Below are 22,128 nucleotides of genomic sequence, written 5' to 3'. Positions count from 1 at the left end.
AACCGAGAGTTACAGTTCGTCCGCCCAGGGCCAGTCCTTCGGTCCGCCCCACGGCCACGCGTCCGTCGCCTTCATTCCGACGTCGAAGCCTTCGTCCAGACACGCCTGTTTTATCTCCTCGTCGTCGACGTGGTCGACCTCGATGTCGCTTCGGGCGAGTCGCGCGACGCCCGCGGCGCAGAGAATCGACATGTCACGCAGGTCTCGCACGTCGAGTTTGTCGAACGTGTCGCCGTGGGTGTGACCCCACCCGCGGCCGCTTCCGTCAGAGGAGGAACGGCCTTGAGCGCCCGCGACGCCGCGCTGGACGAACGGCCAGTGGTCGCTGTTCGGTCGGATTCCGTCTTCGGTGTGGACGGGGATCTCGTACTCGTCGCCGACGGCGTCGAAGGCGTCGGCTATCGCCTCGAAACCGTGAGTGTGGACTTCGAGGTTCCGCGAGTAGCCCGCGCCGTCGACGTTGACGATGCACTTCACGTTCTCTAGGTCGTGGGTATGGCTCCAGTAGTACGACCCGTACAGGCCGGTCTCTTCGGCACCGAAGACGACGAGTCGGACTTTCGTCTCCAACTCGTCTGCGACCTGTGCCAGCATCTTTCCGACTTCGACGACCATGGCGGTGCCGAACCCGTTGTCGTTGGCGGCGGTCCCCACGTCGTGGCCGTCGACGTGCGCCGTGAACAGCACCTCCTCGTCGGAGTCGGGGCCGACCGTCGCTTCGATGTTGTGTGACGTGCCGCGGCCGACTTCGGACTCGACCGAGAGGTCGGCTTCGACGGTGCCGGCGTCGCAGTAGCGCTGGAGTCGCGCACCGGTCTCCTTGCTCACGCCGACGGCCGGAATCGGTCCCGGCCCGTTGACGCTGCCGATGTTGCCGGTCGGCGGCAGTGCCCCCTCGATGTGGTTGTAGAAGACGAACGCCGCAGCGCCGGACTCGGCGGCGTAGTGATACTTCTCCGAGCGGTGGACCCACCGCCCGTAGTCGTCGGGGGTGAGACTTGACGCCATTGCGATGTCGCCGGAGAGGTCCACGTCCTCGAACTCCTCGGGCAGGCCGTAGCCCATGTCGACGAGTTCGCCCGTCACCTCGCCCGAGGGCGTTCCCGGCAACTCGACGAGTTCGTGCGACCGGGCGAACGTCGTCTCGCGGTCGCCGTGCGCAACGGTGAGACTCGCGTCGCCGCGCCACCACGCGGGGATGGGAAACTCGTCGAGGGAGACGTCGTCGAGGTCGGCGTCCTCGAACGCCTCGGCCACGAGGTCCGCCCCGACTCGTTCACCCTCGTGTCCCGGCATCCGGTCGTTCAGATCCGCCAACTCGGCCAGGAGGTCCCACCCGACCGTGCTCCGGTAGGCGTCGCCCACGACTGAGTCTGGTAGTTCGGTCATCTAACTGGGGTGTGATATCGCATCTCAATAGTCTTCTGGTTTCTATCCGATCCCGACGCCGAAAGGGCGCAAAAGCTCGACAAATTTACGCTGCGTAGGACAAACGGTATCGAGTTAATCATGTACATCCCCGGTCTCCTTGTCCAAACGACAGAACACGTGGAAAGATATTTATGTGGTGGTTGGGGATAGCTAATAACATGCCAGAGGATACCAATCGTGTGAAGCGTCGGAGATTTCTGAAAGCGGCGACTGCGGGCGGTGTCGCGGGGATGACGGCCTTAGCCGGGTGTTCCGGCAACCAGGACGGCGGCGACGGCGGAAACGGGAGCGGAAACGGGAGTGGAAACCAGAGTGGCGGTGACGGCGGCGGTGCCAGCGCGGGCGAGGGGCTGTCGACGTACACCTACGTCAACAACGCCCAGAGCTACAACCCGCCGAGACACGACGCGATAAACCTCGTCGCCGACCAGTTCAGCGAACTCGGACTGGACATGGAGGTGGACGTACTCGAGTGGGGGACCCTGTTCAGTAGGGTGTCCGAAGAGTACGACTACAGTTTCGCGACGTGGCACACGTTCTTCGTCTCCGAACCGGTGACGGAACTGAACAACCTGTTCAACTCCGGAAACACCGACCCCGGCGAAGGTAACTACTCTGGCTACGAGAACCCGGACCTCGACGAGATGATGTCGAGCTATCTGGCCGAACCGGACCCCGACACCCGGATCGACCAGGCCCACGAGATTCAGAAAACGCTGATGGACGACGTTCCGATGATGCCCATCACGCAGATGCCGCAGGCGGCCATCTACAACAGCAATCAGGTGGGCAACTGGCAGGCGGACCTCGCGAACGGCTTCAACTCCTACTGGACGATGATCAACCTGGAGATGAAGGGCGGCGAGGACACCCTGAAGGGGTACTGGCCCGAGACGCTCTCGACGATGAACGTGCTCGGTCACAACGACGAGAGCAAGCACGTCTACCAGTTCAACATGCTGTACGACTTCCTCGTCCAGCTCAACAACGAGGGCGAACCCGACCCGGAGGTCAGCCTCGCGACGGACTGGAACCGCGTCGACGAGACCACGATGGAGTACACCATTCGCACCGACCACTCGTGGCACGACGGCGAGGACCTCACCGCCGAGGACGTCGCGTTCACGTACAACTACGTCACCGAGAACGAGGTGCCGCTGTACTCAACGCAAGCCGAGTACATCGACACCGCGGAGGCCGTCGACGAGGAGACGGTTCGCATCAACATGTCCGAGCCGCTCGGTCCGTTCAACCTCGCGGTCGCGAACCTCATCCCCATCATCCCCGAACACAAGTGGGCCGACCGCGAGGACCCGAGTCAGGCGAACATCGATGAGCCCGTCGGGAGCGGACCGATGATGTTCGACTACTGGGAACAGGGCAGCGAGTTCGGGATGACGAAGTTCGACGAGCACTTCGCGCCCGTCTCCTTCGAGAAGCGGTTCTGGCGCGTCATCCCCGAGGCGTCGACGGTGTGGGAGAATCTCATCAACGGCGATCTCAACTACGAGCCGTTCGGCCGCATCGACCGCAGCCTCGATCAGAATCAGGACAACGAGAACATCGGGACGACGTTCCAGACCGCGCCGACGTTCTGGATGTTCACGCCCAACGAGCGCGAAGAGCGCCTCGACGACGTGCAGTTGCGGAAGGCGCTAGTCGAGACCATCCCGCGGACGCCCATCGTCGACCAGGTCCTGTTCGGCTTCCCCGAACCAGGGTTCAACGTCGTCTCGTCGGCGTTCGGGCCGCTCCACACCGAGGACGTGACGGAGTACGAGGAGAGCCGGGACGCCGCGCGGAGCCGACTCGAAGAGGCCGGCTACACGTGGGACGACAACGACATGCTCCAGGCGCCGAGCGACGACTGAGCGGAGAGAACCGACTTCGATACGGAATTTCCACGTAAATCGGCGGTAAACACGATACAGATACGACATATATCATGGGAAAAGCGAGTTTCGTCATCAGACGCGTACTACAGCTCGTCGTGACGCTCTGGGCGGTCGGGACGGTCCTGTTCGGACTGTTTCGGCTCATGCCGGGCGATCCGACGTCGTACGTCGTCTCCTCACAGATGACACAGGAGGCGCGTGAACAGATCATCGCGAGCTACGGCCTCGACCAGCCGCTGCACGTGCAGTACGTCAAGTTTCTCGAGAATTTAGCGACGCTGCAGTTCGGCCAGTCGTTCCACTCGAACCAGCCGGTGACGGACGTCATCGCGACCTACCTGCCGAACACGCTCGTGCTCATGCTGACGGCGTTCATCACGGCGTACGCCATCGGTATCACGCTCGGCGTGCTGTCCGGCTGGTACCGCGGCTCCAGGTTCGAGAAGAACGCGGTCATCGTCGCGCTGACCGCCCGGAGCGTCCCGACGTTCTACGTCGGGCTCATCGTCCTGTGGATATTCGGGGCGAACCTCGGCGTCATCCCGATGAGCGGGATGACCAGCCTCGGTACGCAGAACGCGAGCTTCTGGCAGATGGTGTTGACGGTGGACTTCCTGCACCACCTGCTGGCACCGGCGCTGGTGCTCGGCTTCTACTTCATGGGCTACCCACTTCTCATCATGCGTTCGAGCATGCTCGAAGTGCTCTCTGAGGACTTCATCGACGTCTGCCGCGCCAAGGGGCTGAAGGAGCGGACGATAATGTTCAGACACGCCGCGCGGAACGCGCTGTTGCCCATCGTCACGGCGGCGGCCATCGCCCTCGGCTACGCCGTCGGCGGGAGCGTCCTCATCGAGACGGTGTTCGCGTGGCCCGGCATCGGTCGGGAGATGGTGCGAGCGGTGCTCCGGCGGGACTTCCCCGTCGCACAGGGGACGTTCATGGTTCTCGCGGCGACCATCATCTTCCTGAACTTCCTGGCCGACCTCGCGTACGGCTACCTCGACCCGCGGGTGACGTACGACTAGACCAATGGCTCAAGAAGAACACACTACCCGGTCGATATTCGCCGACCTCGACGACACCGGCTCGTCCGACGAGCAGATAAACAAGTGGCAGCGGACGGCCCGCCTGTGGCGCGAGACGCTCCGAGAACACTGGGCGAAGCTCACCGACGAACTCTCGGTGAAGCTCTCGCTTCTCACAGTGGCGGGGTTCGTCCTCGTCGCCATCTTCGCGCCGTTCATCGCGACCCACCAGCCGCTCAAGCGACAGTACCAGACCGACTCCGAGATCATCATCGAGAAGTGGGCCGAACCGTCGATTCTCGGCGCGGACACGCCCTACATCCTCGGCACCACCGCCGAGGGGTTCGACATCTTCAGCCAACTCGTCTACGGCACGCGAGCGGCGCTGATGGTCGGACTCATCGCGGCGGTGTTCACCGCCGGTATCGGGACGCTGGTCGGTCTCGTCGCGGGCTACTACGGCGGGAAGGTCGACGACGCGCTGATGCGACTGGTCGACTTCCTGTACGGGATGCCGCTTTTGCCGACGGTCATCGTGCTCGTCGCGGTGCTGGGGCCGAACCTCTGGAACATCATCTTCGCGCTGATCGTCCTCCAGTGGCGCTCGACCGCCCGGGTCATCCGCTCGCAGGCGCTCTCGCTCCGCGAACGGCCGTTCGTGAAGGCCGCTCAGGTCGCCGGCGCGGGCGATTGGCACATCATCAGCAGGCATCTCGCGCCCAACGTGTTGCCGCTGACGTTCCTCTACGGCTCGTTCGGCATCGCGTGGGCCATCCTCGCGGAGGCGGGCGTCTCGTTCATCGGCCTCGGCGACCCGAACACCGTCTCGTGGGGCACGATGCTCCAGGCGTCGCGGGCGTACTCCGCGCTCCAGTTCGGCGCGTGGTGGTGGTTCGTGCCGCCGGGTATCTGCATCGGACTGCTCGTGATCAGCGGCTTCCTCATCGGCCGCGGCTACGAAGAGATAACCAACCCCAAGCTACAATGAGTCTACTCGAAGTCGAAGACCTCGAAGTGTACTACGAAACCGAAGACGGCCCCGCACAGGCGGTCGACGGCGTCTCGTTCGAACTCGAAGAGGGCGAGAACCTCGGCATCGTCGGCGAGTCCGGTTGCGGCAAGACCACGCTCGCGAAGGCGATAATCGGCATCCTCCCGGACGCCGGCTACGTCAACAACGGCAGCATCGAGTTCAAAGGCGACGACCTCACCGAACTCTCCGGCCCCGAGCGCCGCCGTCTGAAGTGGGAGGAGATATCGATGATCGCCCAATCTGCGATGAACTCGCTGGACCCGGTGTACACCATCCGCGAGCAGATCGTCGAGGCCATCGAGACCCATCGGCCGGGAACGGGTCGGGTCGAGTCGAACGAGATCGTCACCGAGATGTTCGAACTCGTGGGTCTGGACCCCGACCGCGCCGACGACTACCCGCACCAGTTCTCCGGCGGGATGCGCCAGCGCGCGATGATCGCGATGGCGCTCGCGCTCGACCCGTCGCTGGTGTTGGCCGACGAACCGACGACGGCGCTCGACGTCATCATGCAGGACCAGATTCTCAAGCGCATCCGTTCGATCCAAGACGAGATCAACTCCTCGATGCTGGTCATCACTCACGACGTGAGCGTCGTCGCCGAGACGTGCGACCGCGTCCTCGTGATGTATGCCGGTCAGGTAGCCGAGGAGGGGCCGGTCGACGAGATATTCAACCAGCCGTACCACCCCTACACCATCGGGCTGAAGCGGGCGTTCCCCAACATCCGGATGGAGGACCAGGACCTGCTCTCCATCGCGGGCTACCCGCCGGAGCTCGTCGACCCGCCGCAGGGCTGTCGGTTCGCCGAGCGGTGTCCGATGGCGACCGACCGCTGTCGGGAGGAAGAGCCCGAAGCGCACTACGTGAACAACCTTCGGTCGTACTGCCACTACGCCGACGAGGTAGACGCGGAACTGCGGCCGTACGCCGACGACGCGAGGACGTGGAAACAGACCGCCGCGGCCCAGAACGTCGGGAACGCCGGGGGTGACTGAGATGCGAGACGACGTGCTTCTAGAAGTCGACGACCTCAAGAAGCATTTCAAGGTCAATCAGGGCTGGATAGCGAGTCTGATGCAGTCGGTCTCCGGCGACGAACCCGACTACGTCCACGCGGTCGACGGCGTCAGTTTCAATCTCCACAAGGGCGAGACGCTCGGGTTGGCGGGCGAGTCCGGCTGCGGGAAGACCACGACGGGGATGTCGCTGGTGAAGCTCCACGAGCCGACCGACGGCGACATCGTCTACAACGACAAGGAGCTCTCGGAGGCCACAGACGAGGAACTCAAGGAGTTCAGACAGAACGCCCAGATGATCTTTCAGGACCCCTTCGAGAGTCTCAACCCCCGGATGACGGTGTACGACATCATCGCCGAACCGCTCCGCATCCACGACATCAGAAACGAGACGGCGCGGGTCCAGCGCGCGCTGGAGTTCGCGGAGCTCCAACCCCCCGAGCAGTACTACGACCAGTACCCGCACGAACTGTCGGGCGGGCAGCGTCAGCGCGTCGCCATCGCGCGGGCGCTCGTCCTCGACCCGGACTTCATCGTCGCCGACGAACCGGTGTCGATGCTCGACGTGAGCCTCAGAGCGGGAGTGCTGTCGCTGCTCAACCGGATGACCGAGGAGTTCGGTCTCTCGGTCGTCTACATCAGCCACGACCTCTCCTTGCTCCGGCATATGTGCGACCGTCTCGCCATCATGTACATGGGCAAGATCGTCGAGAAGGGGCCGACCGACCAGATCATCGAGAACCCTCAGCACCCCTACACGCAGGCGCTCATCAACGCGGTTCCGGTCCCCGACCCGGACGTGGGTCGCGAGCGTGTCGAGCTACAGGGCGAGGTGGGCGACGTCATCGAGATTCCGACCGGGTGTCGGTTCAAATCGCGCTGTCCGGACTACATCGGCGACGTCTGTGACCAAGTCGTCCCGCCGCTCGAACAGAAGGTAGACGTCGACGTCGACCAGGATATCGCCTGTCACCTCTACGAGAGCGCCGAGGGGTATGACCCCTACGAGGAACTGGAGGGCAGCCGTCGAGCGGACGACGTCACGGCCAGCGGCGCAGGCGACGACTCCGAGTCGGCACCGGCGGACGACTGACGTCGCGGTTCTCGAATTCTTCGTCGGGAGGCGCTCGCTGCGTCGCCGACGGCGGTCAATCCGACTGATGCAACAGCAGCGACTCGTCGTCCGGGACAGCCATGTCGAGCAGCGGGTCGTTCTCGTAGACCGCGACGCCCTCGTAGCGACTGAGGACGTAGCCCGAGTGATCGACTGCCACCTGCGCCTTCGTCTCCCCGCACGGAGTGACGATGTCCGCAACCACATCTCCGGAGTCGACCCACCCGCCCTCCCGTACTCGGTAGTGAACGATTCCGGCAGTATCGGTGTGCGGGTGGACGAACCGTTTGAGGTCGGTGTCGGCCGGAAGCTCGAACGTCGTCGCGGACGCCGCCGGTTCCGACACCATTTCGAGGGTGTGGAGGACGTTCTGTAACCCGGCGACGGCCGCCTCACAGACGTCCTGCTCGACGACGAATCGACCGCCGAGTTCCGGCGTGAATGCCGGAATCTCGTCGGCGATGGCCGCGCCGGTCAGCGTGTGGTCGAGCGACCGTTGCACGGTCTCGTCGGGACTGAACTGGTTGACGACCGGGAGGCCGAAGGCGTCGACGAGTTCGACGAGGCGGTCGCGCAACTCGACGGCGTCCGTCTTCGTTCGGTGGTCGCCGTAGCGAACTCGCGGTCGTATCGTGTAGGGGTACGTCGCGACCCACGACGTGTGAAGCGAGATGACGGCGTCGGCGTTCGCACGAATCTCCTCGTACAGGCGGTCGCAGATCAGTTGCTGGACGCGCGGCGGCGTCTCGCCGTCGCCGTCGAGGCCGAAGTACCGGTTCGGGTCGTCACCGTCGTAGTAGGAGGTCCGGGCGTTCGTCCGGAGCCCCGACGGGTTCATCACCGGAATGCAAACGACGGTTCCCGAGAGCGACTCGTCGCGGATGCGGTCGACGAACTCGTGTATCACCTCCATCCCGGTGGGTTCGTCGCCGTGAATCGTTCCGGTCACCCATACCGTCGGCCCCGACTCCTCGCCCTCGACGACGACGACCGGAACCTGTTCCGGTTGCCCCGTCGGCAACTCGGTGACGGTGAAGTAGCCGGTGGAGACCTCGCCGGGCGCCGATTGCGCGGTTCCGAGCTTCATCGGTCCCTCGGGCGGCAGTCCGCGTCAGTCAGTCGCTCGGAAACGTACCACGTTCGCCGTCGTGTGACGGGGGGATCCCCCCACCGTGCTACAGCGTTTCTCTGAGCCATCGATGGTCGAAAACACCGCATGGGTGGGTGGTAAATCCATCGGCGGTGTCGCCGCAGTCGCGTCCTCGCTGCGTTGCTGTCCACTCGCAGGCTACTGGGCCGCGCGGAGCGCACCCCGAAGCCGAAGGCCCGGGGCGGTCACCGCGTACGGTATCTGCGATTTGTGCTTTCCGTCGACGCCGGTGACGGTGTCACGAACGCCGCCGATGGCGGTCACTCGGCGAAGCGTCTCGGGGTCGTACACGAGCGAGATTCCCTCGACGCGCCCGGAGCGTTCGCCGCCTCGGAGGCGATATCCCTCCGCGACAGGGAATTCGGCGCAGCCTCGGTCGGGTCTGTCGTCGAATTTCTCGTCGATATCTCTCGCGTAGAGGGCGCTGGCGGGCATGACGCCCGACCGCTGGACGCGTTCCAACTCGTCGCGAAGCCACGGTTCGGCGAATCGTTCGACGAGCACGTCGGCCCCGTCGCGGAGGGCCGCGCGCGTGGTGTCACCGGGCTCGATCTCCAGATGGCGGGCGTGGATACGTGGTGCTTCGCCGAATCCGAGACTGTGGACCGCGTTTCCGGCCGGAAACACGTCCGCCTCGGCCCCGGTAGCGGTGTTGTGGAGTCGGCGCGTCACGGTTCCGTCCTCGACCAGTTGCACCGGCGTCGTCGGCCGGAGTTCGGCGTCGTAGCCGCGGGCGGCCCACGACCCGGCCCGAACGGTATCGGCTATCGAGAGCGATTCCGGACCGAGTTCGTCGCCGACGTCGTACGGGCTCAGCCCCATCTCGTAGGTGTCGGCTTCGAGGTACCGCGAGAGGAACGCGAACAACTGCCCCGCCGCTTGCGGACTCAAAGCGACCGTCGTCTCGCCGGTCGGCGCGTCGGCCGCGGCCGCCCGTGACAACGCCCGCGCATCGTCGGCCGCGGCCTCGAACACGTCCGGCAGTTCGTCGAGAAACGCGGCCCCGCGCGTGGACCCGGCGTGACGCCGAACCGTCGGCCCGCCACGAATGGTGAGCGTGTACTTCATGCTCGCTCGGTCCAGCGTCGTTCTGACGGTGCTGCCGGTGGTCGTCGCCGCCGTCTCCTCGACGTGCGCGTCGGTGTAGTTGGCCCACTGACGTTCGACGTCGAGGTTGTCCGCCGCCGAGAGCCCTGCCTCGACGATCGAACGCTTCGTCTCCGGCGACACGTCGTCGATTCGGTCGGCCGCCCACCCGCCGTGAACGGCTCTGTGGGTCGTGAACCGGTCGAATCGGGCGGGGTCGGACTGTGCGAGGAACTTGCCGCCGCGAACCGCTCGGTCCGCCACGTCCGTCAGCGCCTCCTCGTCCAGACTCGTCGTGTACCGGTAGTCGGCCGCACCGTCGGCGAAGACGCGACACCAGACGCCCGTCTCGTCGAAGGTGAGTTCGTCCCGCGGATCGTCCGCGGTGACGACGAGGTCCGTCTTCGCCTGCGAGACGGCCCCTACTTCGGCGTACGCGACGTCAGCGTCGTCTTCGAAGCGGTCGAGTAACCACTCCATCGCCTCGATCGGCTCGGCGCTCTCGTTCATGCGGAGAGATACCTAATCACGGGGTATGAAACTCCCGGACGACGGGCGGACGCTCGACGGGTAAAACGCGCTGCGGGTCGAACGCGCGAGCGTCCGAGTCAACTCGGTCATTTTCGGTTTTCGCGCCGTTGCGCCTCCGCTTCGGCCTCGTACGACTCGGCGACGACGACATCCCGCACTTTCCGTCGGTGCTCCCACACCCCTGCCAAGAGGACGAGGAGTGCGACCACCGCCCCGCGCAGCGGCGTCCCGGCGAGCCAAAAGTAGACGAAAACGCCGACTGCGAAGGCGACGGAGAGACCGAGACCGATGGTCGACCACCCGTTTCGCCGCAGTCGGGAGTTCGGCATGGCTTTGCGTATCGGGGGCACCCGTATCAACCTTCGGGAACGCGGAACGTCGAACATATCCCCTCGGACAGTCACACCGTGGTCGCGGGAAAGGTAGTAGACACGAACGACATAGATACTCTATATAGTAAATTAAAATTAATATCTATAATAGAAGATATTGAATATGGTAAATAGAGACTCCCGACATGATCGTTCGAGATAAGAGATGTACTGAATCAGTAAGTGTAGGCGATATAGGTCTAATCACTATCTGTACCTATCTATGTACTCAGAAAATTTCTAGTAATATATTGAGATATAAATTCGGTTTTGAGATGGCTATGTTCTTCTATAGAGATACACGATTTTGTGCAATTCTCTCGCACTACGTGGAGTTCTCGCGCTCGGACCAGTTAGCACCGGTCCGAAGGTTTCGTGATCTGCACGAATAAACGCCAACATCCGTCGTGTCCGGCCCGATTCGTGGTCGTACACGGCTGATGGACGACCTGACGATGAAACCCACGCTGGGAGAATCGCGCTGGAACGTCGGACCGTCGGTGGACTACTCGAATGCAGGGATGACTTCCTCGCCGAACAGTCGAATCTGTTCTTCGACGAGGTCCTTCGGCATCCCCGAGTGGTGGAACCGAAGCGTGAGTTGGTCGAGCGGGAAGCGGTCCTGTATACGCTGTATCTGGTCGATGATCTGCTCGGGCGTCCCGTAGATGAACCGGTCGTCGGCCAACACCTCGAAGTCCTCGACGGAATCGGCGGTCATCAGCGGATGGGAGAACTCGCCGCCGTACTCGTCGAGGTACGTCCGGTGGAGGTACTGTTTTCGCTCCATCACCTCCGCTTCGGTCTCGGCGATGACGCACTCGCGCATCAGCGGGTGGTCTATCTCGTCCCACCCTTGGTCGCTCTTTTCGATGTGCTCCTTCTGAAGTTCCTTGCGGTCCTCGACGATGCCGAGGTCGGCGACGACGCCGGGAACCCACGCGTCGGAGAACCGCACCGACCGGCCGATCTGCTTGTCGCCCCAGCCGCCGACCCACAGCGGTGGGCGGGGGTCCTGAATCGTGTCCGGCAGCGGTTCCCAGTCCTCCACCTCGAAGAACGGACACTCGAAGGAGATCGGTTCGTCCGACGAGAGAAAGAGGTCGAGGAATCGAAGCCCCTCTATCAACCGACCGGCGCGTTCGTTCATCGGAACGTCGAACGCCTCGAACTCCTTTTCGACGTACCCGAGTCCGACGCCGAGCGTCAACCGGCCGCCGGAGATGTTGTCGAGCATGGCCGCTCGCTGGGCCACGTGCAGCGGGTGGTACAGCGGGAGAATGAGGACGCTCGTCACGAGTTCGAGTTTCTCGGTCCCCGTCGCGATACTCGTGAGGCGCGTCAACGGCGACGGCCAGTAGTTGTCGCCTTCGGTCGCCTGGTGATCGTTCACCCAACAGGTTCTGAACCCGACGTCCTCGGCCAGTTGACACTGTTCGACGACACCTTCCCAGGTGTCGCCACCCTCTATGGGAAAGATTCCAAACTTCATGCGGCTGTTTAGCTATGTGCAGACCCGATATATAAGTATTTATGCCGAAGAATCGGGAGGCTGCGGGGGCGTGTCAGAGAGAACAGAGACCACGTACCGCGTCCGACCGCTCGACCGAGGTGGTGGGCGGCGGAGACGCAGGACACACCGGCGAATATTCGCGATTATTCGTTTACTTCCGGCCCGCTCCATACAGCTTTGACCCGCAACTGGCATCGACTAAGGGATGGAAGTCGCACTCCTAGGTGGTACTGGTGACATCGGCGAGGGGCTAGCGCTCCGCTGGGCACAGGATACGGACTACACGGTCATCGTCGGCTCACGCGACCCCGAGAAGGCCGACGCGGCGGTCGAGACGTACCGGGATCGTCTCTCGACGGCGGGGACCGACGCCGACATCGGGGCGGCCAGCAACGAGGCGGCCGCGAGAGACGCGTCGGTCGTCGTCCTCAGCATCCCGCCGCAGTTCGTCGTCGACACCGTCGAGGCCGTCGCGTCCGAACTGGACGACGGCGACGTCGTCGTGAGTCCGGCCGTACAGATGAACCGGTCGAAGAGCGGATTCAGCTACGACCCGCCGGGGAACGGTTCAGTCGCCGAGCGCATCGAGTCGGCGGTACCCGACGGCGTCGCCGTCGTCGGTGCGTTCCAGAATCTCGCGGCGGGTGCACTCAGCGACCTCGACAACGACCTCAGCGCGGACGTCGTCGTCACGGGCGACGACCCGGAAGCGAAATCGCTCGTCTCGTCGATGGCTGAAGAGATTCAGGGACTGCGCGCGCTCGACGGCGGCCCGCTCGCGAACACCGCACTCGTCGAGAGCATCACCCCGTTGCTCATCAACCTCGCGATGAACAACGAGGGGCTTCACGACCTCGGCGTTCGCTTCGAGTAACGGACGAAGCGTACGTTTCTCCGACCGCATCCGAAGGTATTACTCGCGTGCTTCGACCGCGGGTCGTTCGGCGCGAACGACGCCGACGCGGCCGTCGTCCGTCGCGAGCGTGAATCCGGCCGACCGCAACCAGCGAGCCGATCGGCCGTCGGTGTGCAGCAGCACTTCGGCGAGGTCGGCCGGTTCGTCGACATCGATTCCAAGCGAGTAGGAGTCGAGTTCCTCCACCGCGAGCCCTCGATCTCGGGCGATGGCGAGGTGGTCGAGATACGACGCGTCGTGGTAGTCGACGGTGAACTCCGGGCGACGTACGACCAGCGCGTTGGTACCGCCGCCGACGCCGCGCGCGAGGACGACCTCGCCGGAGGCCGAGAACAGTCGGTCGAGCGCCGACGCCGTCGCCAACGGGAGGTCCGCCATCAAGACGGCGACGGGTTCCGTCGCGGTACGCAGTTGGTCGTTGACGGCCGTCGAGAGCGGCCGTTCGTCGACGATTGTGTCGGCCGCATCGATGCCGACGGGGCCCGACGCGAGTACCGTCGGCGACTCGGCGGCGGCATCGACGGCATCGAGAACGTCCGCGAGCATCGCCGTCGCGAACCCCTCCCGCTCCGACGGTGAGAGTACCTCCGAGAGCCGGGTCTTCGGGTTACACGAGTCGAACGGGACGATGACCCTCATAGGGGTTCCCTCTCGATGGGGTGGCTTAAACCCTCACCGAACGGACGGGTCCGAGCGAGTTCGTTGCCTTCGGCCGGACCCTGCCGAGTTTGCGAACGCGACGAATTCGGCCGAGCGTGTCCGAGTATGGGGCCGAGGGTACGCGCCAGAACGTTCATGTCCGGTGGTCGCACACCACAGTCACGGATGCGAATCACCGACTACGAACTGTACGAGGTACCGCCCCGCTGGCAACTGCTCAGAATCGAGACGAGCGACGGGGTGGTCGGCTGGGGAGAGCCGTACACGAAGTGGCACTTCGTGAACGGAAGCACGCCGGCGACGCGGAGCGCCGTCGACCAGATGCTGCAGCACTACGTGTTGGGCGAAGACCCGGCGCGAATCGAGGCACTGTGGCAGTCGATGTACCGGAGCAGTTTCTACCGCGGCGGTCCCGTCCACATGAGTGCCATCGCGGGCATCGACCAGGCGCTGTGGGACATCAAAGGCAAGCGGTGCGGTGAGCCGATATTCGAGTTACTCGGCGGACGTGCGCGAGACCGCGTCCGTGCCTACGAACACGTCTCCGCGCACCACGACGAATCGAACGACGACCCCGCCGCCGCCGCGGCACGGGATGCGCGGCGCGCGGTCGACGAGGGGTACACGGCGGTCAAGTTGGTCCCGACGGACACCCTCGAACGCATCGACACGCCGGGGGCAGTCGAACAGGCGCGCGCCATCGTCGGTGCGGTCCGCGAGGCGGTCGGTCCGGAGGTCGGCGTAGCGCTCGATTTCCACGGGCGCGCGTCGAAGACGATGGCGAGACGCCTACTGGCTGCGCTCGAACCGTTCGACCCGCTGTTCGTCGAGGAACCGGTCCTCCCCGAGCAGTGGCCGGAACTGGCTACGCTGGCGGAGCAGACGACGGTACCGCTCGCCACCGGCGAACGACTCTACTCGCGGTGGGAGTTCCGGCCGCTACTCGAAGCGGGTGCGGTGGACGTCGTCCAACCGGACGTCTCCAGCGCGGGCGGCATCACCGAGACGCGGAAGATCGCCGATATGGCGGAGACCTACGACGTGTCGTTCGCGCCCCACTGTCCCATCGGTCCGCTCGCGCTCGCGTCGTCGCTTCACCTAGACGTCGGCGCTCCCAACGCACTTGTTCAGGAGCAAGTGATTCTCGGTCGGGAGAGAGCCAGCAGGTACGTCGAGAATACGGATTGGCTCGACCTCCGTGACGGCTTCGTCGACGTGCCGGACGGACCGGGGCTTGGCGTCTCCGTCGACGAGGACGCTGTCCGCGAGTTCGCCGGAACCGACCTCTCCTACGACCGACCCGTCGGCCGGCGACCGGACGGAAGCGTCGCCGAGCGGTGAGCGACTCGCTGAACGGTGAGAAGCGTCGGGTCGCCGAGCGGTGAACGGACGGTGACCGTCCGGAAGCGTCACTCGTCGCCGGATTCGACGGGGTCGACTTCGCCCCACGTCGCGCTCGCGCCCTCGTTGGGCGCCGCCCACTCGACGGCGTTTTCGATGACCTGCTGCACCTCGTCCTGGTAGAAGATGGGGTACTCCTCGTGTCCCGGTCGGAACGCGAAGATTCGACCGCGGCCGCGACGGTAGCAGACGCCCGAGCGAAACACTTCGCCGCCTTCGAACCACGAGATGAACACCGTCCGGTCGGGTTCAGGGATATCGAAGGGCTCGCCGTACATCTCGGTCGACGGAATCTCGAAGTGGTCGTCGAGTCCGTCCGCGATGGGGTGGCCCGGGTCGGCGACCCACAGTCGCTCCGTCTCGCCGCCGTGGCGGTATTTGATGCGACAGGTCGTCCCCATCAGCCGCTTGAACGGTTTCGAGTTCTTCCCCGAGTGCAGCGGGACGAACCCCATCCCGTCGTTGACCCGGTCGACGACTCGCTCGGCGACGTCGTCCGCCACCTCGTCGTTGGCGCAGTGGGACCACCAGACGAGCACGTCCGTCTCCGCGAGGACGGCTTCTGTGAGCCCGTGTTCGGGTTCCTGCAGCGTCGCGGTCCGAACCTCGAAGCCGTCGGCGTCGAGGCTCTCGGCGATGGCGCCGTGTATCCCGTCGGGGTAGCGTTCGGCGACTTCGGGTTCGTTCAGTTCGTGGACGTTCTCGTTCCAGACGGTCACTCGAACGGTCATGCTCGTAGCTCTCTCGCTGCGGATATAAGAATTGGTGCATCGCGTCGGGACAGACGCGAAACGGCGTTCGGACGGTGTCGACTCCGCTGGCGTCGACGCTGAACAGCGCGGCTCCGACAGTACCGCGGCTAGAGTTCTCCGAGGTCGACGAGGATTTCGCGGAGTTCCTGTCGTTCCTCGGCGCTGATCTGCTGTTGCGGCGGGAGCAGCGTATCGTACTGGAAGATACCCTGCATCTCGAGTGCGGCCTTGACGCGGGCGCGATACCGACCTTCGGGCGTGCCGAACACGTGGTTGGTGAGCGGCAAGAGCTGTTCGCGGATCTCCTTGGCGCGTTCGAGGTCGCCGTCGTGAACCGCGCGAATCTTCTCGACGTGCAGTTCGGGCACGAGATTTCCGTAGCCGATGAGTCCGGTCTCGGCGCCGAGGTGGTAGGCGTGATAGAGGAACGTGTCGTTGCCCGTCAGTTGGGTGAAATCGTCGCGGATGTGGTCCAGCGCGCGCACGGTCTCCTCGTAGCGCATGGGGTCGAATGAGGCCTCCTTAAAGCCGATAACCTCCGGGAGACTGCAGATTTCCACGTGGGCGCTGATGGGGAGGCCGGCGCTGCCCCACGTCGGGAACTGGAAGTTGATGAGCGGGATGTCGACGGCCTCGGCGACGCGCTCGAAGTGTTCGACCGGCTCGCGGGGGTCCTGGTTCGAGTAGATGTCGAGCGGGAGCAGCATGAGCCCGTCCGCGCCCGCTTCCTCGGCCTCTCTGGCCATCTCGGCGGCTTGCAGCGAGCTCTCGCCGTAGACGCCCGAGAACACCGGTACGTCGCCGGCGGCCTCCTTGTGAACCCGAATCACTCGCTGTTTCATCTCGCGTGAGAGCATCTTGCACTCGCCCGTGTGAGCGTTGGCCACGAGTCCGACGATGCCGTCGACGCCCGCGAGGTAACTCACGAGCGACGAGAGGTCGTCCTCGATAAGCTCGTAGTCGGGCGTCCACGGCACGGCGGTCGCTGGCATGATTCCTCCGGAGATGTGCTCTTTCATCTCCCGAAAGTCGTCTCTGAGCATGTGACAGGTGGTACTCTCCGTCCCCCGATAAAAAGATTCGGTTGCGCGTAGATCCGGTCTCGCCGCCTTCGAGACACAGCACCGCTCACGCCGGTAACGCCACGTTCGACGACCGTAGAAGTGTTCGGTATTGACGAACACAGCGTTACATTATTAGTTCTGTAATGGATAGCGTCCTGGACCCATTTCGTAGCTCAGCGTCTCCGGGGGGGGCTCAATGGGGCGGTTCCGAACCGGCGTCTGAAGGCCGCTACGGGAGAATTCGACGAAGCACCCGTGACGAGACGACCGAAATTTTCCAACCGAGCGATAGTTCGGGACCCGGGAACGGCTCTCCGTCCGAGGTGGGGCCCGCGAACGGACCGGAGCTTATGACCCGGGTGCGAGACCAGTTCACAGGGCACCGCCGCATCCACTCGACGGAGGGGAAGTCGCACAGGAGGTGTCGACGGATAGTTCCCCTCTCGGGAACAAGTTTTATATGGGAAGAACTCGGTGGGTTTGCTATGACCAAGCACACCGGTACGAGGCCCGGGCGAACGATCAGGTCGGTGAAGATCGCCTTCAACATCATCGACGCCCTCCAGAGACAGGAGGGCGTCGGCGTCACGGAGTTGGCGAACGAACTCGGACACTCCAAGAGCACCATCCACAGCCACCTCCAGACGCTCGAAGAGCGCAAGTTCGTGGTCCGCGAGGGCGACAGTTATCGGTTGAGCCTCCGCATCCTCGACATGGCCAAGCACGTCCGAGAGCAGGTCGGTAACTACGACGTGATCGAAGACGAAGTCGAATCGCTGGCCGAGGAGACGGGCGAAATCGCGCAGTTCGGCATCATCGAGTACGGCAATGTGTCGTATCTCTGTAAGTCCGCAGGCGAACGGGCGGTGACGACCGCCTCCCGCGTCGGAACACAACAACCGGTCCACTCCACCTCGCTCGGCAAGGCGATACTGGCGTACCTCCCTGCCGAACGACGAGACGAGATACTCGACGGCGTCGAATACGTCAGACATACGCAGACGACGATAACCTCGCGAGACGAACTCGTGACGGAACTCGAACGAACCGCCGAGCGAGGCTACGGCATCGACGACGAGGAGAACATCGAAGGACTGAGATGCGTCTCGGCGCCGGTCAGAAACGGTGAGAAGGTCCTCGGTGCCATCAGCATCTCGGGTCCGTCGAGTCGGTTCACCGACGACCGACTCCACGGCGAACTGTCCGACTACGTCAAGCGGGCAGCGAACGTCATCGAACTCAACACGAAGTTCTCGTAGGTCCGTTCGCCGCGTTCGCCCGTTCGTCGTTCGATTTCTCCCGTCTATCGCTCGATTTTCGACTGTTCGCGTCCGTCCGTTGGGCGGCCGAGTCGGCCGCGTAGAATGATTTATGCCTCTCTGTTCGTTTGTCGTGAGCATGGAAATCGCCGAGGTGAGAGGCTACGCTCTCTCGTCACCGATAGACCCGCCGCAGAGTCGCTCGTTTTTCGGCGGCACGCGTCGCCTCCGCAAGCGCGACGTCGTGCTCGTCGTCGTCGAGACGAAAGACGGAACGCGAGGGGTCTCGACCGCGGGCGCGAGTAGTTCCGCGATGCGGGAGTACTTCGAGGGCGACTCGCAGGGGACGTTCGCCGATATCGTCAGCGGGAAGATCGCCGACGCGCTCGAAGGGGCGACGATAGATCGGATCACCGACGCTCACGACGTACTCGGCGAGGTGAACCTCCCCGAACATCTCCGGACCGAAGCGATATCCGCAGTCGACGTCGCGCTCTACGACGTTCGGGGTAAGGAACTCGGCGAACCGATCTACCGACTGCTCTCCGAGGAGTACGACTCCGACCCAACGACCGAGATACCGTTGTACGCGAGCGCCGGGATGTACATGGAACCGGAGGGGTACGCCGCGCAGGCGGCGACGTTGGAGGAGTGCGGGTTCATGGGGTACAAGTACCGACCCGGCATCGGACCGGAAGGCGACCGGGAAACGGTCGACCGACTCGTCGAGACCGTCGACGAGATGGAGATAATGCTCGACGTCCACACGTGGTGGAAGCTTCGTGACGCGTACGGCGCCGAGACGGTTCGGGAGTTGGTCGAACACGCGACCGAGCGCGGCGCCTACTGGATAGAAGAGCCGGTCGAACCCGACGACTACGCCGGCTACGTCGCGCTCGCGGAGTCGGGGGCACCGCTCGCCGGGGGAGAGAGCGAGGGGTCGGCGGCGGGACTGGTCGAACTCGGACGGACGGGAGCGGTCCAGTTCCTCCAAGGGGACGTGCGCCACCACGAGGGGTACACTGGGTGTCGGAAGGCGGTCGAGTTCTGCCGCGGACGCGACGTCGAGTTCGTCCCTCACAACTTCGGGACGTGGCTCGGACTGATCGCGAACGCGCACCTCGTCGCCGCCGCGCCGGAAGTTCGGCTGCTCGAGTATCCCGTCTTCGAGGACGACCAGCTGCTCCAGTCGAGCGTCGACGACCCTGGGATGTACCAGTTCGACCTCGCGTTCGACATCATCGACGGTGAACCGTCCGTCGCCGACGGCGTCCTCGCCGTTCCGGAGAAACCCGGACTCGGCGTCGACGTCGACCTCGACATCGTCGAGTCGTACCCCTTCGTCGACGGTCCGTGGACCGAGTTCCACTACGACGAAGACGGGTAGTCGGCCACAGTAGCCAACCACCGCACCCGGCGACGGTTCTCGCGCAGCGACCAGTTCTCGCCGGTATTCTCACCGCAGGAGCTCTCAGCCGACGAAGCGATGCGTCGCTCGAAGCTGTCGCGTCGCAGGTACCCCGAGTCGCACCGTCGGCGACTCGATGTCAGAAGAGCCAGAACGCGGGCTGTGCGATGGTGATGCTGTCTGACGAGTGGCGCTCGGTCACGTTCCGGTTCGGGTGTGTTCTCGACGGCCGCTTATGCGGTCTCGTGTAGCGGTTCGGACTGTATCTGTCGGTAGTAGTCGTCCGCCCGGCTCTTGTCCTCCTCGGAGAGTTCGACGAGCGGACTCCGGACGACGCCGCCACGATAGCCGGCGAGGTCCATCCCGTACTTGACCGCCGAGACGTTGTTGGCCGCGGCGATGTTGTTCTCCTCGCCCGCCTGCTCTCTGAGGTCCTCGTACGGCCGGAGACTCTGCTGGATGCGACGGGCGCGCGTCCAGTCTCTCGATTCGACCGCCGCGTGGAGCGCCAACGTCGCCTCGGGGACGAAGTTACCGATACCGGTCGTGTAGCCGGTCGCCCCTTCGATGGCGAACGCGAGCGCGTACCGCTCGGCGATACCGTTGACCCACGTGAGCTCGCCGGGGACGTCGTCGACGGTCTGTGAGAACTCCTTGATGTCGTTGACGGCGAACTTCACGGCGACGAGGTTCTCGCGTTCGCTCACGTCGGCGATGACGTCGCGCGTCACCTGGGGTCCGCGCTTGTAGATGACGACACCGAGGTCGGTCGAATCACAGATTCGGTGGTAGTACTCCTTCAGTCCCGTCTCGTGGACGTAGGTATGGTCTGGATGCATCACCATGAGCGCGTCCGCGCCCGCGTCCTCGTACGCCGACGCGAGTCGCTCGACTTCGACGAGGCTTCCCGCCGCTCCGGCCGTTATCGTCGCCTCGGGGCCGACAGCCTCGACGTGCGACGCGACGACGTCCACCCGTTCTTCGTCGGTGAGCGAGTAGTACTCGCCCGTGTTTCCACAGGGGACGAACTGCCGCGCCCCCGAATCGTACAGTTTCGATATGTTGTCGACTAGCGCAGTATGGTCTACGGTACTGCCATCCGATTCGAACGGGGTGGCAGTAGTGAACGCGACATCCTGATAGCTAGCTCTGAGGTCCGCTCTTACCATGGAGTATATCCAGATATATTTGATGCGACTAATAAATGTACCGCCCAATAGTAACCCAATTGTCAGTTCGTGCGTCTCGTGTCCCCCATTCGAGGGATGGTGCCCGCACCCCGCGGAGGGGAGGCGCGACAGTCGATGCCGACGTGCCGGTGGCGCAAGCTATAATCCGGTCGCCTCGGAGTAGACCACATGGAAATCACAGAGATCGAGACGATTCCCATCGCGTCGATGCTTCCCGAAGGCGAAGGTGTGGGCGATTCGAGAGGCTTCGGCCGAAAGCGGGCGACGACTCTCCTGCGGGTCGAGACGGACACCGGAACCGTGGGGTGGGGTGAGGCGTTCGCCCCCGGTCGCATCGTCGACGCGACGGTCGAGGAACTGTTCCGCGACGACGTCGTCGGGATGGACCCCTTCGACGTGGAGTCGCTGGCCGACCGGTCGTACACCGACCCGTACCACTTCGCCGGAAACGTCTTCAGCCAGAGCGTCGTCAGCGCCCTGGACGTCGCCTGCTGGGACATCATCGGCAAGACCGTCGACCGGCCGGTACACCGGTTGCTCGGCGGCGAGGCGTGTCAGACGCTCACGCCGTACGCGTCGACGATGTACTTCACCGAGCGGGACCGACCGGTCGAAGACCCCATCGCCGAGGCGGTCGACGAGGGGTTCACGGCCGCGAAGATCAAGATCGGAAGCGGCTACGAGGAGGATATCGAACGCGTGCGGACGGCCAGAGAGGTCCTCGGCGACGACGCCGCGTTGATGGTCGACATGAACGGGAACTACCGGCCGCGACAGGCGGTGAAGACGGCGAAAGCCATCGCAGAGTACGACATCGCGTGGATCGAAGAGCCGGTACCGCCGGAGAACGAGTCCGGTTACCGCGAGGTGAAGCGCCACGTCGACACGCCCATCGCGGCGGGTGAAGCCCACTATGGCCGCTTCGCGTTCAAGCGGCTCATCGACGACCGGACCGTCGACATCGTCCAACCCAACCTCGGGCGCTGCGGGGGGTTCTCGGAGGCGCGACTCATCGCCGACATGGCGACGACCGAGAACGTCGCCGTGCGCCCTCACATCTGGAACAGCGCGGTCGGTCTCGCCGCGGCGGTCCAGTTCGCCGCGAGCGTCTCCCGCTACCCGCACACCCGGAACGTTCCCGAGCCAATGATGGTCGAGTTCGACCGGAGCGAGAACCCGCTCCGAAGCGAGATCCTCGAAACGCCGTTCGACCCGACCGGCGGCGTCCTCGATGTCCCGCAGGGACCGGGGTTGGGGATAACCGTCGACGAGGCGGCCGTCGAACGGTACCGCGCTGACTGAACGGG

Annotated in this window: 19 protein-coding genes; 10 read left to right on the top strand and 9 right to left on the bottom strand. The window is 64.2% G+C overall.

Annotated features, from left to right (window positions below; genetic code table 11):
• Positions 1-9: 9 nt before the first annotated feature.
• Positions 10-1,389, bottom strand: coding sequence for a M28 family peptidase (locus LAQ74_RS17785; protein WP_224338028.1), 1,380 nt, complete (start codon positions 1,387-1,389; stop codon positions 10-12).
• Between the two features lie 200 nt (positions 1,390-1,589).
• Here LAQ74_RS17785 and LAQ74_RS17780 point away from each other — a divergent pair, with 200 nt between their 5' ends.
• The 5 genes from LAQ74_RS17780 to LAQ74_RS17760 all read left to right on the top strand — a co-directional run bounded on the left by LAQ74_RS17780 (position 1,590) and on the right by LAQ74_RS17760 (position 7,499).
• Entirely contained in the window at positions 1,590-3,302 is a 1,713-nt protein-coding gene (locus LAQ74_RS17780) for an ABC transporter substrate-binding protein (RefSeq protein ID WP_224338026.1), read from the top strand.
• A 74-nt stretch (positions 3,303-3,376) separates the two neighbouring features.
• Entirely contained in the window at positions 3,377-4,354 is a 978-nt protein-coding gene (locus LAQ74_RS17775) for an ABC transporter permease (RefSeq protein ID WP_224338024.1), read from the top strand.
• A 4-nt stretch (positions 4,355-4,358) separates the two neighbouring features.
• Positions 4,359-5,342, top strand: coding sequence for an ABC transporter permease (locus LAQ74_RS17770; protein WP_224338023.1), 984 nt, complete (start codon positions 4,359-4,361; stop codon positions 5,340-5,342).
• Complete coding sequence (locus LAQ74_RS17765; RefSeq protein WP_224338021.1) at positions 5,339-6,385, top strand: ABC transporter ATP-binding protein; 1,047 nt, start codon at positions 5,339-5,341, stop codon at positions 6,383-6,385. Before LAQ74_RS17770 ends, LAQ74_RS17765 begins: the two co-directional genes overlap by 4 nt.
• Position 6,386: 1 nt before the next feature.
• On the top strand, positions 6,387-7,499 hold the full coding sequence (locus tag LAQ74_RS17760; protein WP_224338020.1) for an ABC transporter ATP-binding protein: 1,113 nt from the start codon (positions 6,387-6,389) through the stop codon (positions 7,497-7,499).
• Between the two features lie 55 nt (positions 7,500-7,554).
• Here LAQ74_RS17760 and LAQ74_RS17755 read toward each other — a convergent pair whose 3' ends face one another.
• The 4 genes from LAQ74_RS17755 to LAQ74_RS17740 form a co-directional block, all read right to left on the bottom strand.
• A complete protein-coding gene (locus LAQ74_RS17755; protein WP_224338018.1) occupies positions 7,555-8,607 on the bottom strand; it encodes a succinylglutamate desuccinylase/aspartoacylase family protein in 1,053 nt (350 codons plus the stop codon).
• A gap of 201 nt (positions 8,608-8,808) precedes the next feature.
• Positions 8,809-10,266, bottom strand: a complete 1,458-nt coding sequence (locus tag LAQ74_RS17750) for a metallopeptidase TldD-related protein (RefSeq protein ID WP_224338017.1) — start codon at positions 10,264-10,266, stop codon at positions 8,809-8,811.
• A gap of 107 nt (positions 10,267-10,373) precedes the next feature.
• The gene (locus tag LAQ74_RS17745) at positions 10,374-10,616 is read right to left on the bottom strand and encodes a hypothetical protein (RefSeq protein WP_224338015.1); all 243 of its coding nucleotides are present in this window, start codon (positions 10,614-10,616) and stop codon (positions 10,374-10,376) included.
• A gap of 547 nt (positions 10,617-11,163) precedes the next feature.
• On the bottom strand, positions 11,164-12,150 hold the full coding sequence (locus LAQ74_RS17740; protein WP_224338013.1) for an LLM class flavin-dependent oxidoreductase: 987 nt from the start codon (positions 12,148-12,150) through the stop codon (positions 11,164-11,166).
• 226 nt (positions 12,151-12,376) lie between these two features.
• Here LAQ74_RS17740 and npdG point away from each other — a divergent pair, with 226 nt between their 5' ends.
• Positions 12,377-13,045 carry an NADPH-dependent F420 reductase gene (gene npdG, locus LAQ74_RS17735; protein ID WP_224338011.1) on the top strand — a complete coding sequence of 223 codons (669 nt, stop codon included), beginning with the start codon at positions 12,377-12,379 and terminating at the stop codon, positions 13,043-13,045.
• A gap of 39 nt (positions 13,046-13,084) precedes the next feature.
• On the opposite strand, the gene cofC is transcribed toward npdG, so the two are convergent.
• Positions 13,085-13,726, bottom strand: a complete 642-nt coding sequence (gene cofC, locus LAQ74_RS17730; protein ID WP_224338009.1) for a 2-phospho-L-lactate guanylyltransferase — start codon at positions 13,724-13,726, stop codon at positions 13,085-13,087.
• A 186-nt stretch (positions 13,727-13,912) separates the two neighbouring features.
• Between cofC and dgoD the strand changes: the two genes are divergently transcribed.
• The gene (dgoD, locus tag LAQ74_RS17725; protein ID WP_224338007.1) at positions 13,913-15,088 is read left to right on the top strand and encodes a galactonate dehydratase; all 1,176 of its coding nucleotides are present in this window, start codon (positions 13,913-13,915) and stop codon (positions 15,086-15,088) included.
• A gap of 68 nt (positions 15,089-15,156) precedes the next feature.
• Here the strand turns inward: dgoD and LAQ74_RS17720 are convergent, their stop codons facing one another.
• Together LAQ74_RS17720 and LAQ74_RS17715 are read right to left on the bottom strand one after the other, a co-directional pair.
• Positions 15,157-15,879, bottom strand: a complete 723-nt coding sequence (locus LAQ74_RS17720) for a ThuA domain-containing protein (RefSeq protein WP_224338006.1) — start codon at positions 15,877-15,879, stop codon at positions 15,157-15,159.
• Between the two features lie 128 nt (positions 15,880-16,007).
• Complete coding sequence (locus LAQ74_RS17715) at positions 16,008-16,943, bottom strand: dihydrodipicolinate synthase family protein (RefSeq protein ID WP_224338004.1); 936 nt, start codon at positions 16,941-16,943, stop codon at positions 16,008-16,010.
• A gap of 506 nt (positions 16,944-17,449) precedes the next feature.
• Between LAQ74_RS17715 and LAQ74_RS17710 the strand changes: the two genes are divergently transcribed.
• Together LAQ74_RS17710 and LAQ74_RS17705 are read left to right on the top strand one after the other, a co-directional pair.
• Positions 17,450-18,223, top strand: coding sequence for an IclR family transcriptional regulator (locus LAQ74_RS17710; RefSeq protein ID WP_224338002.1), 774 nt, complete (start codon positions 17,450-17,452; stop codon positions 18,221-18,223).
• Between the two features lie 139 nt (positions 18,224-18,362).
• Positions 18,363-19,610, top strand: coding sequence for a mandelate racemase/muconate lactonizing enzyme family protein (locus LAQ74_RS17705; RefSeq protein WP_224338000.1), 1,248 nt, complete (start codon positions 18,363-18,365; stop codon positions 19,608-19,610).
• A gap of 254 nt (positions 19,611-19,864) precedes the next feature.
• Here LAQ74_RS17705 and LAQ74_RS17700 read toward each other — a convergent pair whose 3' ends face one another.
• On the bottom strand, positions 19,865-20,800 hold the full coding sequence (locus tag LAQ74_RS17700; RefSeq protein WP_224337999.1) for a dihydrodipicolinate synthase family protein: 936 nt from the start codon (positions 20,798-20,800) through the stop codon (positions 19,865-19,867).
• 189 nt (positions 20,801-20,989) lie between these two features.
• Between LAQ74_RS17700 and LAQ74_RS17695 the strand changes: the two genes are divergently transcribed.
• The gene (locus tag LAQ74_RS17695; RefSeq protein ID WP_224337997.1) at positions 20,990-22,123 is read left to right on the top strand and encodes a mandelate racemase/muconate lactonizing enzyme family protein; all 1,134 of its coding nucleotides are present in this window, start codon (positions 20,990-20,992) and stop codon (positions 22,121-22,123) included.
• Positions 22,124-22,128: the final 5 nt, after the last annotated feature.

This window comes from Haloprofundus halobius, from assembly GCF_020097835.1.
Classification (GTDB): Archaea; Halobacteriota; Halobacteria; order Halobacteriales; family Haloferacaceae; genus Haloprofundus; species Haloprofundus halobius.
This window is presented reverse-complemented; position numbering and strand designations above follow the sequence as displayed.

Excerpts from the sequence above, each read along its gene's own strand:
- LAQ74_RS17785 (WP_224338028.1), bottom strand. The coding sequence starts at position 1,389 with ATGACCGAACTACCAGACTCAGTCGTGGGCGACGCCTACCGGAGCACG.
- LAQ74_RS17780 (WP_224338026.1), top strand. The coding sequence starts at position 1,590 with ATGCCAGAGGATACCAATCGTGTGAAGCGTCGGAGATTTCTGAAAGCG.
- LAQ74_RS17775 (WP_224338024.1), top strand. The coding sequence starts at position 3,377 with ATGGGAAAAGCGAGTTTCGTCATCAGACGCGTACTACAGCTCGTCGTG.
- LAQ74_RS17770 (WP_224338023.1), top strand. The coding sequence starts at position 4,359 with ATGGCTCAAGAAGAACACACTACCCGGTCGATATTCGCCGACCTCGAC.
- LAQ74_RS17765 (WP_224338021.1), top strand. The coding sequence starts at position 5,339 with ATGAGTCTACTCGAAGTCGAAGACCTCGAAGTGTACTACGAAACCGAA.
- LAQ74_RS17760 (WP_224338020.1), top strand. The coding sequence starts at position 6,387 with ATGCGAGACGACGTGCTTCTAGAAGTCGACGACCTCAAGAAGCATTTC.
- LAQ74_RS17755 (WP_224338018.1), bottom strand. The coding sequence starts at position 8,607 with ATGAAGCTCGGAACCGCGCAATCGGCGCCCGGCGAGGTCTCCACCGGC.
- LAQ74_RS17750 (WP_224338017.1), bottom strand. The coding sequence starts at position 10,266 with ATGAACGAGAGCGCCGAGCCGATCGAGGCGATGGAGTGGTTACTCGAC.
- LAQ74_RS17745 (WP_224338015.1), bottom strand. The coding sequence starts at position 10,616 with ATGCCGAACTCCCGACTGCGGCGAAACGGGTGGTCGACCATCGGTCTC.
- LAQ74_RS17740 (WP_224338013.1), bottom strand. The coding sequence starts at position 12,150 with ATGAAGTTTGGAATCTTTCCCATAGAGGGTGGCGACACCTGGGAAGGT.
- npdG (WP_224338011.1), top strand. The coding sequence starts at position 12,377 with ATGGAAGTCGCACTCCTAGGTGGTACTGGTGACATCGGCGAGGGGCTA.
- cofC (WP_224338009.1), bottom strand. The coding sequence starts at position 13,726 with ATGAGGGTCATCGTCCCGTTCGACTCGTGTAACCCGAAGACCCGGCTC.
- dgoD (WP_224338007.1), top strand. The coding sequence starts at position 13,913 with ATGCGAATCACCGACTACGAACTGTACGAGGTACCGCCCCGCTGGCAA.
- LAQ74_RS17720 (WP_224338006.1), bottom strand. The coding sequence starts at position 15,879 with ATGACCGTTCGAGTGACCGTCTGGAACGAGAACGTCCACGAACTGAAC.
- LAQ74_RS17715 (WP_224338004.1), bottom strand. The coding sequence starts at position 16,943 with ATGCTCAGAGACGACTTTCGGGAGATGAAAGAGCACATCTCCGGAGGA.
- LAQ74_RS17710 (WP_224338002.1), top strand. The coding sequence starts at position 17,450 with ATGACCAAGCACACCGGTACGAGGCCCGGGCGAACGATCAGGTCGGTG.
- LAQ74_RS17705 (WP_224338000.1), top strand. The coding sequence starts at position 18,363 with ATGGAAATCGCCGAGGTGAGAGGCTACGCTCTCTCGTCACCGATAGAC.
- LAQ74_RS17700 (WP_224337999.1), bottom strand. The coding sequence starts at position 20,800 with ATGGTAAGAGCGGACCTCAGAGCTAGCTATCAGGATGTCGCGTTCACT.
- LAQ74_RS17695 (WP_224337997.1), top strand. The coding sequence starts at position 20,990 with ATGGAAATCACAGAGATCGAGACGATTCCCATCGCGTCGATGCTTCCC.